Here is a 17249-nt window from a genome sequence, read left to right as displayed (position 1 = left end):
GTTGTTGTTTCACAATCTGCCGCAGTGGTACAGGTTGGTTTATCCGTACCTGTTGCGACGACTTTGTTGACCACATTATTAATGGCATCGGCACCAACAGTTGCGATGTACTTCACATCGTAAGTACCTGGCACCAGTCCTTTCGGCGCAGTCATGCTAATCGCTTGGCCTGAACCTGCGATGGTCCAACCACTTGGAGCAGTACCACTTACATACGTTAAGCCTGCGCCTAATGTATCGTTTAGGGTAATCACATCCGTGGTTTGAGAATTGGTTACAGTCACACGCACGGTAAAGTCGATGTTATCGCCGACTTTGGCAGCGGTAGCTGTCGTGGTCTTCTTCACATTGACTGCAGGTTTGGTTACTGGCGTTGTTGTTTCACAATCTGCCGCAGTGGTACAGGTTGGTTTATCCGTACCTGTTGCGACGACTTTGTTGACCACATTATTAATGGCATCGGCGCCAACAGTTGCGATGTACTTCACATCGTAAGTACCTGGCACCAGTCCTTTCGGCGCAGTCATGCTAATCGCTTGGCCTGAACCTGCGATGGTCCAACCACTTGGAGCAGTACCACTTACATACGTTAAGCCTGCGCCTAATGTATCGTTTAGGGTAATCACATCCGTGGTTTGAGAATTGGTTACAGTCACACGCACGGTAAAGTCGATGTTATCGCCGACTTTGGCAGCGGTAGCTGTCGTGGTCTTCTTCACATTGACTGCAGGTTTCTTAACAGTAACTTCAGAAATTGCACAATAGCCTGTATTCACACATGATGAAGATGGCGTATCAGGAGTATTTTTATCGGGGTCGCTACCACCGCCGACACTAGCATAGTTTGTAAATATGGTTGGAGAAGCAGTTACGGCTTCACGAGGTACATTTACTGGCAAGACTATAGCTGAGGTGCTTGATGGCTTTAATGCAGTACTATTTTTACAAGTAATGAGTTGGTTACTGTCAAAAGTACACGCCCATCCATTCGTGTTATATGTACCTGTCCATTTTGCAGTTAAACCAGTAGGCATTTGGTCTAAGACAGTAATTTCACCGTCCGTATCCACATCACCTTTATTTGTTACTGTAAGCGTATACTCCGCATCTGTTTGATCAATGGTCCAACCATCTGCGCTAGCATTATTGGCCTTTGTGATCTGAAGCTTAGGTGCTCCAATTGTTAAGATGCTATCTTCGACTTCGCCATCACTAGCCCTACCAGTAGGGACCAAAATTTCAGAGTTGTTTGATGCAATACGTAAGCGAATAAAAGACTGACCAGCCTTAACATCATTTGGAATGGTCCAATTTAATGTTGTTTGACCACTACTACAGGCAGATGCAGCTCTTTCCCCGCCATCAAAAACTCCATTTCGGTTGAAATCAACCCAGCCAGCAACTGTGCCATTTCCTGTACATGAAAAAGTTGCTTGATAAGGTTTCCCTTTATTTACCGTACTTATTTTTTTATAACTCGCTGATGCTTCCCATATCTGCCATGCATCTTCATCGTCTTCTCCATTTTTATCATCGCCTGTTGCATCAGTACTAAAGAGTGCACCAGGTTCGACATCTGGGCCTTTTGATCCTAAATAAAGTGTATGTTCAGGAGAAAGAATAGAAAGACTATCAGATAGTTTAGAAGTAGATGTCAGTGGGCTACCTGTTATGGTCATACTATCCACAACATGCATAGCACTATCATATGATTGGGGAGCATCACTAAAATCGGCGTATGGCACAACTAGTCCAATAGCCATTGCCGTTTTACCACCACCCTTAAGCCTAAAATTCATTGTTTGGCTAGCAGCTGGAGTAGCAAACTTTAAAAATGTAACAGCCGACTGTTTTGCATCACCTTGTGTTGTGGTTATTCTAAGCGTTTGATTACTACCAACAGATGACGCTGCAAGGCTATAACCAGATGCCTTAGAAGGGGTATCAACGTATTTATCAATTAAATACCATTGCCCATTACCTGTGCCTTCAAAAGACTCAGTTGTGGCCATAGATTCTGCATCAGCAATAACAAAACCTTGAGCGTTAAAAGCAGCTCCACCGACGGTAGTAACACAAGTAATATCAAAATTAACTGTGGCACCATCAACAGGGTTAACGATGCCAGAAATTAGCTGATTCGCACTAGCTGTGCCACCAATATTATATAAATAATCTAGACGGTCACCAGCAGGATAACCGCCAGGTCTGTAACTTTGTATGCGATTAACAATATTATTAATTGTACATGTAACATTTAAATTTTGAGTGGCAGAAACAGCAATAGAGGCCGAACTGCTATTGCCATTTTGTATATTTACGCCATGGGTGCCATTAGTTCCACCGCCCCATGTGAGCCATAATATTTCATTTTTATATTTACCAGTTCCCCCAGTTGCATAGGCAGCAGCTAATGCAGTCTGTGAAAATCCGTACAACATTAAAATACAAAAAGAGGTAATAAACCTAAGAAATTTCATAAGTTATTTTTAAATGTACATAATTGGTGATAATTCTACTATTAAAGTGAGAAGTTTGTACATTTTTGTTAAATAAATGCTGCGTATTACATTATTTTAATTGTAAAGCTTACGTAAGTTATTTAACTTAAATAAGCTAAATAACTTACGTAAAATAATTAGATTTATTTTATTTCTTTTGAAACAACCTGCTGAAGTTCATCAGGAGATAACAGTGTTAATTGGTGTAGCGCGGCTTTTAAAATTAATGAGCGATTTGCTTTTGCAACTCGGCAATTAATAACAAGATCATCAATTTCCTTATTAATGTCTTCAGTCAAAGAAAATGTAAATCTCTTATATTTTTGCTGAGAAGGTTCAATCTCTTTTACTCGGTTAGAAGCACCTTTAATAAAATCATCTATGGAAATCTGATTAGCAGTTTGATCAGATTTTTTTAGCCCTTTTAAAGTCATAAAGATTCTCCAAAAAACTCATTAGCAATATATTCAATCTCTTGTTTTGCTTTTTCATCTGATTGCATTTCAAATACAGATAAACCATTTTCATCAGCATCATCATAAATATTTCGATTGCATGTAAAGTTTTTTAAAGGTTCAAGATCGAAGGATTCACAAGCTTCTTTAGCATCGAGAATTCTTTGAACTTGGCTCGGAAGAGCTGGGCATTGTGTAATAACAGCCCTTGTGTAAAGTTCTGGATTTACAGCTTTAGCTAATCGGATCAGTTTTTCTACATGGACTAATGTTTTTAGATCTCGTCTTTTAGGTCTGAATGGTAAAAGCATGTGAGTTGCAATCGTCATTGCTGAACGCAATGCCTCCGAATCTTGACCGCCAGCATCAATAATGATGTCTTGATATCTTTTAGATAGATCCTCTAATACTTGTCTGATATTACCCGCTGCTTGAACAGAAGGAATATTTTTAAGGTCTGAGTTTTCATCTCGCTCTTTGATCCAATCAGTAGTAGTTCCTTGTGGATCAGCGTCTAGAAGTAAAATATCACGCTCTTTTTTTTGGAGATAAACAGCTAAATTTTGTGCGAGGCAACTTTTTCCAGAGCCACCTTTTTCTCCACCAACCAGAATAATCATTGTTATGTAACTTACGTAACTTATTTAACTTTAATAATGCGTTGTTAAATCTTATAAATCAATATTATATATGTGATATATTGTTACATAACTTACATAACTTACATAACTTACATAACTTACATAACTTACATAACTTACATAACTTACATAACTTACATAACTTACTCTTGATTGCTATTCGATAAGTATCCAACTTTTTCTAGAAAAGGAAATAACTCCTCAAATTTAGTGTTATCAGTTAACATTTCAGCAATACGTACAGAGAATTGCTGATAACTTTCGGTACCTTGAGAGTATTTAGACATCTCTGGCAGCTCTGCTAATTTATTAGAAAATAAGAACCTTTGCTTATCTGTTATCTTTGAATAAATGTTTCGCATACTCAATTCTTTTTTGCCTGATAGCTCATTTCGGGCCGATTTTTTGTATTTAAAGTTAAATGAGAACCCTAAGATTGAGCGTCCATTTTTATGTTGTTCGTATTCAACAGTGATATCAGAAAATTCATTAATCTGGTCGATAGCAATATCTAAAACCCGTCTCTTAAATGCTTCCATTCGAGTATATTCATTAACAGCTATACCGAGTTGACTACGAAATTTATTTAATTCAAAAATAGGAGTTTTCCCTAGAGTTTTCCACTGCATTAATAATTCATATAAACGAACAGCATAGACACTTTTAAAATCAGAGGTTTTTTTCAAATGGTAACTTGTGAAATATTGTGAAAACCCATCTATTTTAGTTATATGTTCAATAACAACACGAGTCAAAGTAACTAAGATTCGCCCTTCACCTTTTTTATAATTAGCATCTTGAATCCAGCGACTTTTTGTTAAGCTACCATCTTCATTTGCAATCGTGAATTGTCTTTTAAATAAAGAATCTTCTGCTTCAATTAATGCTAGATAAGCAGTATCTGGAGAAACGTTAAAAGCTTTAGCATACCGAAGAGCGCTCAATTCTAGAGGTTCATCTGCAGATAATCCTTGTCCTGTTTCTCTTGCATCTATAATGGCAAGTTGAATTAAGCGAGTCTCTGATAAAGTTAAGGACTGAAGTGCTTGTACTAATTTATTAGATTTAACTACAAGATCTGCCATACAAGTTATAAAGCAACAATTTAATATTTGTTGCTATACAAGCATCATTGATTGCTTCTGTCAACAAATTTGATCTAATTTTAATCATTATAGTTAGTTTGAATTAATCTAGCTACGTTTGAGGGAAAGTAGAGCTTTTCGTCAGATGAAAATTAATTTCTATAATTATTATTTAAAAGCTAACTTCTTATAAGCCGAGAAAACGTTGTCATATGCCATGTTTGAGAGCAGATTTGAATTGATACAACCACTGTAAATAATGCTTATTCTTAGCTTAAAAGCAAAAAGTATTAGAGCAGGCATGGGGACCGAGGAAACGTTGTCATATGAGATGTTTTAGAGTGACTATAGGTAAGGCTTATTCTTAGCTTAAAAGCAGAAAGTATTAGGGCTGTATGTGAACCGAGGAAACGTTGTTATATGCCCCTCATGTTTGAGGGGAGTAAAGATAATTACAATGATTTACTCCTAAGAGGATTGATTAATATATAGCAACAGAATTATACCTGTTGCTTTAAACCGAGGAAACGTTGTTATATGACCGAGGAAACGTTGTTATATGACCGAGGAAACGTTGTTATATGACCGAGAAAACGTTGTTATATGGCCGAGGAAATGCTTGTTAATAAAGGCTTCAAGCAAATTTAAAAACATTTAAAAACTTTAAAAATTATTAAAAACCTTAAACTGGAAAAATTGCCCTTGGTTTTCGCTACGCTCAAACTCTATTGAATCTCGCTTTCGCTCGATTCGTGGGGCAATTTTTTAGATCATCCTCTTGTGACTTTAAGAAAAAGCAAAGGCAAGAGCAAAACAACTCGGAATTCGCTTCGCTCATAAAGCTTTTTTACTCGCTACGCTCGATCTAGGCCCAATCTTCTGCATGTGATTTACGCTTATTTAGGCTTCACAGCCTAAAAAGCTGTTTTTCAGAGAGTCAAGGTACGAATTTTGGTACTTCGCTCGTAGACACTCGCTCTATTCATCCCGATTAGAATAAAAATAGCTTCTATTTGACGCTCATTTGCGTTTTTAGCTCAATTTCAATATGAGAGCAGGAAGTGTGGGTAATTTTGATCTAGACTTGTTTCAAATAGATTTTAAAGTGTGTTTACAGCGATATTTTTCTGTATTTATGAGAAGGAAACAGTTGTGCTAAATACATTGACAGAAATTCAGTCCGATTTGCGTGGAAGTATTCGTATATTGACAAAATTTCAGTGACTGCTTTCGTACTGATAAGGTTTGATAAGGTTCCAAAGTTAATTAGGTGCGGTTTGATAAGGTTCGATAAGGTTTCAAAGTTAATCAGATGCGGTTTGATAAGGTTTAGGGATGTAAAGTACAAAATATGAAGTTAATAAGATAAATTTTGGCGGGGTTTTACTATTTTTATTTAGCGCAGGATAGGCTGCCGCCGCTAAAAATGATAGCAAATGTCCAATTCGTAATTTGGTGAAATATAGTGATATGCTTATGATTAAGCCCAAAAAGCTGCATCTTAAAGTTGTTACCTCATTTAAGAATGCTATACCTCACTTTTTGGGCGCCTGAATTTTTGTCCATATATGGAGTTTTTCTAAGACTATCTCTAATTCTAATGGTCAGTCTTTTATGAAAAAAATGGAATTTAAATATGATGGTTATCCCCCTATTTCTAAATTAAAAAACCTAATTAAATTGATGAAAAATATAAACTATTAAGTGAGGTCAGTATGTCTATAGGGTTTGAATTAGAAGTAACAGACGATTTATTAAATGAAATTGAAATTGCATATCGACAATTTGAAATTCACGGATACATTAGTGATGAAAATACGTCATTAGGTTCTACTATTTTTGAACATGAAACTGACTTTTTATATAAAGAATTTTGCAAATTAGGGTATGACGGTGAAAGATTCACTTGCTATGGTGACTACTATCCCAGTCTCGGAGCAGTTTACTGGATATGTGACAGTAGAGTGATGTCATATGAAGAAAGTAGAAAGTTCACAGGTCAGTTGATTGCTAATCAGGTTTAAACTGAATTTTTGTCAATGTATGAGCTTAGTCATGACTAAGTTTTTAAATTTCGCATAAGAGATTTTATGTTAAATGGAATCGAATAGATTTGGGAACGTGTAGATGCGGAATGTGAATCATAGTCTAAGCCTATATAGGAAAACACAATTACCTACTGTCATTGACGACCGATGTGTGGCTCCGTCAGTCCGAAATTGGTATTCGGCAATACTTTAAGAGTAAGCAATTTTTGTAGGCTCTTAGGTTAAGTAAGAACATTTCTAAGATAAAATATTATAAAAAATATTTATATTTTTGTATATTTATATGAAAATAAAAAAAATTTTTATATAAAGATTGTTTTTAATGGAAGATTTAATGATTGAAGTTTTATCAGTAGCAGCTGTTAGAGGTGTAGCAAATACGGTTATAAAAGAGACTGCAGATTTTTTGAAAAATTTTTATAAAGAACAAAAGTCTCTAAAAAATTTATCTATTAATAATAATGATTTAGTTTCATCAATTGCTAAATTAATGCAGGTAAAAACTCTTTATACTGGTTCAGATAAGTCTGTCAATTTATTTGATTTTTTCCAACAGCCTAAATTAAGTTATGAAAAAGAAATCTATGTTATAGAAAATATTGAAGAATTAAAGGTAAATGAAAATATTGTTTTTGTTGGAACAGTAGGACAGGGGAAATCTATTTTAATGAAGTACTTAGCTGTACGTGATTTAATTGATAATAATAGAATACCTGTTTTTATTGAATTAAAAAATATTGGAAAAAGTAGGAATATTAAAAGTTTAATAAAAGACTATTTAGGATCTTGGATAGGATTTGATGATTATAATTTGGATTTAATTTTAAAAAGTGGAAAGATTTCACTATTTTTAGATGCATTTGATGAAATTGATTTGGAATTAACTCAAGAAACATTACATGATATTGAGTTGTTAAACCAAAATTATAGTAATTTAAAATTAACTGTCAGTAGTAGACCTCAAACAATAATAACTAAAAGCTATCTTTTTAATAATGTGTATTTGCAACCATATGAACAAGAAGAGCAGGAAGGGCTTATAAGGAAGTTAGTTAATAATGAAGAAAATATTAGAATATTAGTAGATTCAATAGAAAAATCAAGTCATGAGGTTAAAGAAGTATTAACAACTCCATTGATGGTTGTGCTTTTCATAAATCAATATAATGTAGGATTCTCTGTTCCTCAGCATGTAACTGATTTTTATAAAAATATATTCGATGTGGTAACCTTCACACATGATAGATCAAAAGGTATCGAAAAAAGAAAGTCATTCTCTAGCTTAAATCAGGATCAGTTAGAAAAGATATTTGAAAGATTTTGTTTTGAAACGTTTTTAAAAAATAAAAAAGTTTTTGATAGACAGGAATTTGTAGATTTATTAAAAATAAGTTTAGAAAAGAACAACATTAAAGATTTTAATGATTCCTATAATTTAATATCAGATTATACAAGATTTGCATGCTTAATATTACAGGATGGAAATAAATATACTTTTATTCATAAAAGTATTCAGGAATTCTATGTAGCAAAATTTATAGAAAATTTACCTGAAAATTTAGCAAAAAATGTTATAGCAAAAAAATTCTTATATATCCATATGGGTAATGAAAATTATTTGAATTTCTTAAAAATATTAAAACCATATTATTATAATAAGTATTATATTCTAGAGACTCTAGAAGAGTATAAGAAAAATATGAGTTTAGAATTTAATAGTGATAATTCAAATTATCAAAAATTTATCAATAGTCTTCGGTTAGTGAAAGGTGGCGGAGATCGAAATACATTTTGTGTTGGTTGCTTTGGAACTGCATTTATTAATCTCTTTGACGAAGAACTTTTTCAAATTGTTGATATTCTTATTCAAGAGGAGTTTGTTGTTGAAAAAATGATTAGATGGGGAGGTAGAGATGACGAGGATACCCTGTCTAGAAGAAATACAAAGATGAAAGTTTTCTTATCTACTGATAATCGAGCTAAGGACACTTGGGCACTGATGTGTGCAAAAGTTGTAGCTTGGAATGATGAAGTAATAAGAATTGAAAATTTAGTTGTAGAAGAAGACTTTAATATTTAATTTTTTATAATAGGGATTATGCGAAACGAGAGCTGTAAGTTCTCGTTTTTTCATTCTAAAACTGCTAAAATTCTTATACGCCATTGACGTACTTTAATTTATGTTATTCATTGAAACCAGTATTTTTACTAAGCAAATCAAAGAGCTTGTGAGTGATGAAGAGTATCGTCAGCTCCAGCAAGATCTTTTGGTACAGCCAGATAAGGGCGACTTAATCAAGAATGGTGGTGGAATTCGTAAAGTACGTTGTGCTCAGGGCAATAAAGGTAAAAGTAGTGGTATACGTGTGATCTATTATTGGGTCACAGAGGATGATCAGATTTTTTTCTTGGTGGCTTATCCAAAGTCTATGAAAGATAATCTGACAGACAAAGAGACCTCGATTCTGCGTCAATTAGTGAAGGAGCAATTTCATGGATAACAACTTATTTGATGATTTAGTTGCTTCGATCAAAGAAGCAGGTGCCATCAAACGTAATGAGTTAAAGGCAAGTCGATTCACAGAGCTTGAACTGCCGGATATTAAAGAAGTACGTGAGAAAACTGGTTTAACTCAGGCAGAGTTTGCTGCACGTTTGCATATCAGCGCGAGAACGTTACAAAACTGGGAACAAGGCCGTCGCTATCCGACTGGTCCTGCAGCGACTCTAATTCGCATTCTGGATGCTCATCCCACTCTGATTTAAAAGTTTAGATAATAAAAAAGCCCGACATCCTGTCGGGCTTTTTCATATCGGGTTGCTCGTCTTACTGATCTCGTGCTGCCCATTCCTTGCGCAATTTTCTTATTCTTGTTGTCTGGAAACATCCAGTTTCCTTATGTATTCATCATAGGGCTAATGACTTGAATTACCAATCCGCAAAATCATTAAATTTATGTAAGTTTTAGCTTACAAAGTTGGCCTATTTTTATCCCAAGAGTTGTCCGCAGAAATTGGGGATGATTTAAGTCCTGAGTGGGTTGATAACACACACTAAAGCTTCATTTTGATTAAATATTAACCGTATTTATTGGCAAGAAGTATCAAATCTGCTCATAAAAAAGCCGACTTGTTTCTAAGTCGGCTTTTTGCTGTTTTCGAGGTTGGTTAAAAATTTTTAACCGTATGAAAAACAACGTTTTTTTGTATTGCGTTTCGTATAAGCTCTATTATGTTAAATGAATCTTTTAATAAGGACTAAATTTATAGCCAAAATGATTTAGACATACCTTAATTCCATTAAGTGAATAGTCCATACATCCGTTATGAATACACTTATTTTCTGAAAAGCCTTCATGAGCTAAAACAACTAAGAATTGTTTAATACTGTTTATTCGGTTTTGGCTTAATACTTGGCTCATATCTGGAATTTTGATTCCAAAAATTGGGCCTGTTGGTGTTTCTGGATAACATTCAAAATACCAAGCTTGCTGACACTCGGTACAAACATAATAAAACTCACCATAATCAAATTCTGGTTTAGCTTCCTCACATGGAGGATCTTCAATGAAGTAGTGAGGAAACTTATACTTCATATTGTAGTTATGACTGAAAACATCTGAAAAACTAGTAGGACATACAAAAAAATTATCTACAGATTGGCATTCACACATATTTTTTTGTTCTTTAAAGTTTATCTAAAATTAACATAATGCACGTTATACGAAATGCACTCGATAAGTTGTTTTAAATCAAGATATTGAGATCTACTAAGAAGCCCCATTTGACTAAACGGGGCTTTTTAGTGGATATTTCATGTAATTTGGGTTTTTTGTAACCAAATTACTCTTTTTCTTATTAGCTTCTTTAAACAATCAACGCTTAAATAAGTTCTTTATTCTGTAAGCTTATTCAAATAACTCTAAAAGCTGAAATAACTAAATAGATGTTAGTCCAGCCTTAAGTTGAATTAGTAATAACCTACAAAGTTGAGGAACCATCCTTTATTTTTGAAATCATCGACTCGTGTTAAATCACCACTAAACTCCGTAAAGTTATAACCAACACCAACACGGAAATTTTTAGTGATATCTTTGTCTATACCTACAAGAAAGCCTTGTTTATCGCCACTGTCTTGAACATTTAGCCAACGATATTCACCTAATGCATGCCAGTTATTTATTACTTCATAACGAGCTTGAACAGCGGTAAATGTAGTATCGGAATCAAACCACTGTCCTTGATCTCGGCCCATTCGTACTTTGCCAACACGATCAGCAACTTTTAACGCTGTTTCAAAGCGATGATTCCAACGATAAACGCCTTCCAGTGATGCCACATGAGCTTGCTGATCATAATATGATGATGAGGTAATATTCGTCTCATCATTACCAACCTGCCCTAATGAGGATAAATCATATACATAAGTATAGCGACCAAAAACACCCCAACGAGAATCGTTCCAAGGACGGTATGCGAAACCTAAGCTACTTTCAGCAAATTTGGCACCAGCTTCCGAATTCAAATGATCTTTTGTTTCTGAATAATTTGCTTTAGCAGCTAATGTCCAACTATCGTTAATTTTATGACGAAGCGTATTCGTTGTTACCCATTGAGTTCGTTCTTCACTGCCAGAGTCTTCTCGCCACTCAAGCTTACTTTGCCAATTTGTATAAGCTGTCGTCCTTCCACCATAGACACTAATTGCTTTACGCTTTACTTCACCACTAGTAGCATCTAAGTCCCCATGTTGCAGAGAATAACCAAGATTCCAGTTGTCTGCAGGGTAAAAATCCATACCAAAAGTATGCACTAGTGCATTCCCATTATGTGGGTCTTTTAGATATTGGCTCTCATTATATAAGTTGGTCTTTTGGGTGAGACGCCAACGTTGTCCCAAAGTCCAACCAGCCTGATTACTGTTATTAAAGAGACTATCATACTGAGTGGTGTCCGTAGCGAGTGTATAAGCACCATACAAACTATGCTCTGGTGTCAGTTGGTATTCTCCAGAAACTGTCGCCGAGTCCCCTCGACTTCCTTGGGTAGCTGATGCACTTAGTGACGACTGGTCCCCAAATAAATAGCGACCACCTAATGTTAAGGCATCATTATTTTCATAGAGCCCTTCTTTATCGATAGTCGCTTGGCCTATACCATATAGCTCTAATGATGGGGTTAGCCTTTGACTATATTTTATAGCCGCAAGTGTTCCAGCAGCATCACCATTTAAACGCTCTTCATCAACACGTTTGACTTCAGCTGTTAACGTTTTTTCGTCTTTAAATCGCCATTCTGTTGTCACCTGATTTTGTGTAAGAGATTCTTGTCCGCGCTCAGCCTGACTATGTTTCGTATATAAAGTGAGGTCTGGTTTTATTTCACCTAATACTTCTGCTCCATACTCTGTAATGTCTTGACCAAAATAATCTGTTCGAGATGAAGAATAGCCAGCATCGAGATTTCTCCACCATGCTCCAGCGCTCCATTCATTATTTGTCAGACCTTGCTCTTTAAAGTTAATTCGAGCTTCTACAGAGGTAGCTTTCCCATCTCGTGGTGCATTTGAGGTTAACTGTGTAAAGCTTAGACCACCATTATCAGAAAAGAAGATAGGAACGCTTGTTGACTCACTTTGGCCATGTTCTACTTTTAGATAGGTACCACGACCAGCCTTCAATGTAAGATCAGCTGCTTTTAGGTTATAGTCATCGCCTGAGTTTTCTTCATCAACATAGGTAGCCCCAACGCCAATATGGTCATTTAACCAGTGTTTAGCTCTGACCCCCATCGTTAACTGATCATCCATACCTTTTGGTGCATATTCATAATCAACAATCAAGCGTTGCTCGTAACCATCTAAAGGCTTATCTATCGTAATACTATTTCGATCTTCACGTGCAATTTGAGACAAAGGTCGTCGGGTAATAATCCTGCCTTGATACGCATCAAACTCATAGTCGGCACCGCTGATTAATTGCTTTGTTGAAACAGTTCTACCAGTGGCCTTATCTCGAATCTCCAATGTGACACTATCAGATCCAGGTAGAATATCGGTATGACGTAAGTAGTACAAACTTCCGCCTGTTCCCAACAATTCAGTATGACCATGAGCCGTATTTGCATCTGAACCAAATAGACGCACACGAGTTTTTTCATCACCATAAATTGTCGAGCGATTACTGCGCCAATCTAAAGCTCCGCCATATAGTGAACGTTGGTATTGAGCGAGCTCTGTACCGGTAAAACCAGTTGAGTAATTACCCCATAATGCTTGGTTTTTGTCCCAATCTACTCGTAAATACATTCGACCTTGGGTATCAACATCTCGAGTTGTCGTCGAATCATCACCATATGTTGGATAATATTGATCAGGGTCTAAACGACGAAATACATCTTCAGGGTAAGAATCCGTAAACCCTGTGAATAATTCACTGATTTCTTTTTCAGTCGTATCTGCTTGAGCAGTAATCAAATATTTTGCTTTAAGTTTTGATTTAATATAAAAAGCCAATCTTGCATCAGTTAGTAAATCATCATCTCTACCTGCAGCAGCCGTTATTTCATGAGAGCCAGTGATATCCTGCTGCTGGATGGTAAGATCAGCAATAGCCATACCAAAGAAATATTTCCCGGTCACATTAATAGGCAATGTTTTTTCAATCATTTCCTCATTATTGCCAACGCGGATATTAAATTGATGCTGGCCAACAGGCATAAGATACTCAGCAACAAATTTTCCTTCTAGATCTACTGGATAGCTCTGATTGTTAATCTCTAACCGGCTATTTGAGGGGATATTTCGGCCTTGTACGCGAATTTTTGATCCATGAAACAGGATGTTTTGCTGTCTAAGACCATTTCCCGCAAACACATTATTAATCAGACTTTGCGTTACTGCATCTTGAGATGTCAAAGATGTATTCATACTTTTTTCAAGATTATTACGCAATAAGGTGTTATTACGTTGTTCCTCTTGAGGAGTAACTAACTGAAATTGTGAAGGATAAGTTTCATCAAACTGTCCGTTTTCGTCATAAGCTCGAACGATATAGATGAGCTGATCACCTTCACGATATTTATATGCAGAAGACAGTTGGCCATTCCATTCAGTTTCGATCACGCTTCCTGGCGTAAGAGGAATAGTAGCCAAAGGAGTCACAAAGTCAGAATCATTGCTTCTAAAAATCAGTAACTCCATTTTTTTAATAAATGAAGAATAGTTACTTCGTGCAAAGAATGTGACAGGCTTAGTAATTTTTCCATCTGAAAAAGCAACAACCGACGGTCCAGAGACTGTGAGTTCAGCTTGACCAGGCGTAGGGTCTTCAGTTGCCCAGACTACTCCGCCATGAGGAAGCTCTGCATAGAAACTTCCTTTCACTTTGGCGATACCTGGCTGTGCTTCTGGAGTAAGTTCTAAGGTGACACGACGATCTGGAGATAGCTCTTCAGAAGACGACTTCTTAGATAACCCTTGTGTAATAGGCTCATCATAACTTTGAGACGCCAATCGGAAGAGCATCTTTCCATTATCGAAGCACTGATTATCCTGACAACCTTTCTTTAAATCATTTTCACCCAATGATTGGGGCGCTTCATGAGAAGCGGCCCAGACAAGTGAAGTTGACCCAGCCATGAATGAGGCAATCATATAACTCAATAATTTAACTTTCATGGTGGCCTCTTATTTATTATCTGCTTTTTTCTGGGTTAAAGGCTGGCTCGCTTTTGAAGAGCCAGTTTTTTTAACATCGTCAGCAACAGTGACCTGTAACGTCTGTCTTACCTCATCAGATAGATATGGCAATAACGCTTTGTAAACAGATTCAGCTCTTCTTAATCCAAGTTTTCTATTGTATTCATGGTTTGCACGAACATCCGTGTGACCAACAATAGATACAACTTTTACCCCTGAACGATTTAAGTGTTGAGCAACTTGTTTAAGCATCGGGATATAACGTGGATCGACATCTGCTTTATCGGTTTTGAATAGTACTGTTCCAACTACAACACCTTGCCCATTCACGCCTCCAAGTAACTGATTCTGATTTTGTACAGTTGTACGGATAGAGATTTGAGTCTGTGATGCAGTTTCCTGCGATACATATTTTCTCAATGTATTTTGAACAGCCTCAGCTCTTGCAAATGCAAGTGCTTCACTCTCACCATCAGCCATGATCGTTAAATTACCCCCATGGAATTTTTCAACTTTTTCCGCAATAGTTTTTAATACAGGAACATATTTTTCTCGAATTACTGCTTGATTAGGTTCAAATAGAACTTCCCCTAATTCGAGTTCTGTAATAAATGTTTTCCCTTGTAATAACTCAGGTTGTGTGTAAACACCAAAGTCATAACGTGTTGGAAGTCCTGGTGTAATACGACGCAACAGTGGGTTATTCGTTGTGAATTCTGAGCCTGCAGGTAAAGTGCTTGGGTCTACTTTTAGAATAAAGTTTCTACCACGCTCCCAATTTCCTCCATCAATACCAACAAGGTGATAACGACCGAACTGATCCGTTTCCATCAGTAGACCTTCGACTGAAGCAACGCGAACACCAGGAATTCCCTTTTCATCAATCCCTACATTCTGAATAATATAGTCAACTTGATAACCGTCAGAAACAGACGTTACGACCCGCTGAACATGTAATTCCACAGCATTACGTCCAGCTTTCGCTTCTCCAGATTTCTCGACTTGAGCCTGACCATCTTTTGATAAACGAACAGTTACACCTTGGTCATTTTTCAAGACAAAATCATCTGTGAATGAAAGAGCTTTTAACTTTTGGCGAATAATAATCTGATGTTTACTGACTGGATCGGCTTCAGATTGACGTGCAGTAATGTTACCCAATGCAATCCCATGTAGCATCGGAGAACTTGCATCTGCCTCTGCCTCAAAACCATTTCCGCGATCAACGACGGTTGAGTTTGGAACATATACATTAGGCGTAAATCCACCTTTCACATTCAAACCACTTACGGCAGCACTGTCTTGCCATCCATCACGGTCAATATCATTAAAGACTGTTCCGAAGATCAATGATTCATCTAGCAGAGGATCATTACCAGACTGTACCGAAGCTGTGGCTTTATTAGAAATATCATCGCCATCAGAGTTTTTAGTGATAGCTGTATTTGTATGTGTACCCTGCTGGATACCCGCACCGACTTTGGTTAAATAGCTAATTGTGCCGGATTGACCAGCAGCAAGATTTAGCCCATTAAACACTACAGGTCGTGTTCCAGTTGCTGTGATTTGATTACCCAGTCCAGAACTTGTTACAGAACCTGAAACATAGGTAAAACCAGTTGCTGGTGTATCTACAATATATGCATTTTGTACATCCACCTGCCCAATGTTCGTAACTTGGATACTGTAACGAACGAGATCACCTACCTGTACATTTTTTACAGCAACCGATTTGACAATGCGCAACTGAGATTCGTCGGCCAAAACTTTGACTCTAATATAAGCAGTAGAACAGTTAGACAGCTCTAGATTGTCACAAATCTGATAGTGAATGATGTAATCACCCGCTGGTGTGCCAGCTGGAAGCGTAACGTTCGCTGTAACTACGTCTAGCACTGGAACTAAAGGGTTTCCATTGATAGGAGTTGCAGGTGTTAATACTTTTCCTGTGACATTAGAAACATTAAATGAAACTTGATTTAAGGTGTCATTTTCGGAGAAAGCATTACCTAAAAGCTTCTCTTCACCGCCACCTTTATGAACACCATAATTATCATCTACAGCTAAAATTTCTCGCTTCACAGGTGTTGTGGTTGTACAAGTTGTACAACTTGGATTGTCTCCACCAGAAGCGGTGACATTGTTGACCACATTATTAATGGCATCGGCACCAACAGTTGCGATGTACTTCACATCGTAAGTACCTGGCACCAGTCCTTTCGGCGCAGTCATGCTAATCGCTTGGCCTGAACCTGCGATGGTCCAACCACTTGGAGCAGTACCACTTACATACGTTAAGCCTGCGCCTAATGTATCGTTTAGGGTAATCACATCCGTGGTTTGAGAATTGGTTACAGTCACACGCACGGTAAAGTCGATGTTATCGCCGACTTTGGCAGCGGTAGCTGTCGTGGTCTTCTTCACATTGACTGCAGGTTTGGTTACTGGCGTTGTTGTTTCACAATCTGCCGCAGTGGTACAGGTTGGTTTATCCGTACCTGTTGCGACGACTTTGTTGACCACATTATTAATGGCATCGGCACCAACAGTTGCGATGTACTTCACATCGTAAGTACCTGGCACCAGTCCTTTCGGCGCAGTCATGCTAATCGCTTGGCCTGAACCTGCGATGGTCCAACCACTTGGAGCAGTACCACTTACATACGTTAAGCCTGCGCCTAATGTATCGTTTAGGGTAATCACATCCGTGGTTTGAGAATTGGTTACAGTCACACGCACGGTAAAGTCGATGTTATCGCCGACTTTGGCAGCGGTAGCTGTCGTGGTCTTCTTCACATTGACTGCAGGTTTGGTTACTGG

Annotated in this window: 11 protein-coding genes; 4 read left to right on the top strand and 7 right to left on the bottom strand. The window is 37.1% G+C overall.

Going from position 1 to position 17249, the window contains the following annotated elements:
* The 4 genes from RR876_RS16365 to repM form a co-directional block, all read right to left on the bottom strand.
* The coding region (locus RR876_RS16365; protein ID WP_332637117.1) for a CshA/CshB family fibrillar adhesin-related protein at window positions 1-2441 on the bottom strand (2441 nt) is incomplete at its 3' end.
* A gap of 203 nt (window positions 2442-2644) precedes the next feature.
* Window positions 2645-2935 carry a hypothetical protein gene (locus RR876_RS16360; RefSeq protein WP_332637116.1) on the bottom strand — a complete coding sequence of 97 codons (291 nt, stop codon included), beginning with the start codon at window positions 2933-2935 and terminating at the stop codon, window positions 2645-2647.
* On the bottom strand, window positions 2932-3576 hold the full coding sequence (locus RR876_RS16355) for an AAA family ATPase (RefSeq protein WP_332637115.1): 645 nt from the start codon (window positions 3574-3576) through the stop codon (window positions 2932-2934). The genes RR876_RS16360 and RR876_RS16355 overlap by 4 nt, the downstream gene beginning before the upstream one ends.
* Window positions 3577-3740: 164 nt before the next feature.
* The gene (gene repM / locus RR876_RS16350; RefSeq protein ID WP_332637114.1) at window positions 3741-4682 is read right to left on the bottom strand and encodes a replication initiation protein RepM; all 942 of its coding nucleotides are present in this window, start codon (window positions 4680-4682) and stop codon (window positions 3741-3743) included.
* Between the two features lie 1715 nt (window positions 4683-6397).
* On the opposite strand from repM, the gene RR876_RS16345 reads away from it, so the two are divergent.
* The 4 genes from RR876_RS16345 (at window position 6398) to nadS (ending at window position 9496) form a co-directional block, all read left to right on the top strand.
* Complete coding sequence (locus RR876_RS16345) at window positions 6398-6706, top strand: hypothetical protein (protein WP_332637113.1); 309 nt, start codon at window positions 6398-6400, stop codon at window positions 6704-6706.
* A 346-nt stretch (window positions 6707-7052) separates the two neighbouring features.
* On the top strand, window positions 7053-8810 hold the full coding sequence (locus tag RR876_RS16340; protein ID WP_332637112.1) for a hypothetical protein: 1758 nt from the start codon (window positions 7053-7055) through the stop codon (window positions 8808-8810).
* Between the two features lie 100 nt (window positions 8811-8910).
* Entirely contained in the window at window positions 8911-9231 is a 321-nt protein-coding gene (locus tag RR876_RS16335; protein ID WP_332637111.1) for a type II toxin-antitoxin system RelE/ParE family toxin, read from the top strand.
* Entirely contained in the window at window positions 9224-9496 is a 273-nt protein-coding gene (nadS, locus tag RR876_RS16330) for a NadS family protein (protein ID WP_332637110.1), read from the top strand. Before RR876_RS16335 ends, nadS begins: the two co-directional genes overlap by 8 nt.
* A 482-nt stretch (window positions 9497-9978) precedes the next feature.
* Here the strand turns inward: nadS and RR876_RS16325 are convergent, their stop codons facing one another.
* From RR876_RS16325 to RR876_RS16315, 3 genes are all read right to left on the bottom strand, one after another.
* The gene (locus RR876_RS16325; RefSeq protein ID WP_168379835.1) at window positions 9979-10404 is read right to left on the bottom strand and encodes a hypothetical protein; all 426 of its coding nucleotides are present in this window, start codon (window positions 10402-10404) and stop codon (window positions 9979-9981) included.
* A 296-nt stretch (window positions 10405-10700) separates the two neighbouring features.
* On the bottom strand, window positions 10701-14408 hold the full coding sequence (locus RR876_RS16320; RefSeq protein WP_332637109.1) for a hypothetical protein: 3708 nt from the start codon (window positions 14406-14408) through the stop codon (window positions 10701-10703).
* Window positions 14409-14417: 9 nt separating this feature from the next.
* A partial coding sequence (locus tag RR876_RS16315; protein ID WP_332637108.1) for an OmpA family protein occupies window positions 14418-17249 on the bottom strand: 2832 nt, incomplete at its 5' end.

This window comes from Acinetobacter sp., from assembly GCF_036666595.1.
Taxonomy (GTDB): domain Bacteria; phylum Pseudomonadota; class Gammaproteobacteria; order Pseudomonadales; family Moraxellaceae; genus Acinetobacter.
This window is presented reverse-complemented; position numbering and strand designations above follow the sequence as displayed.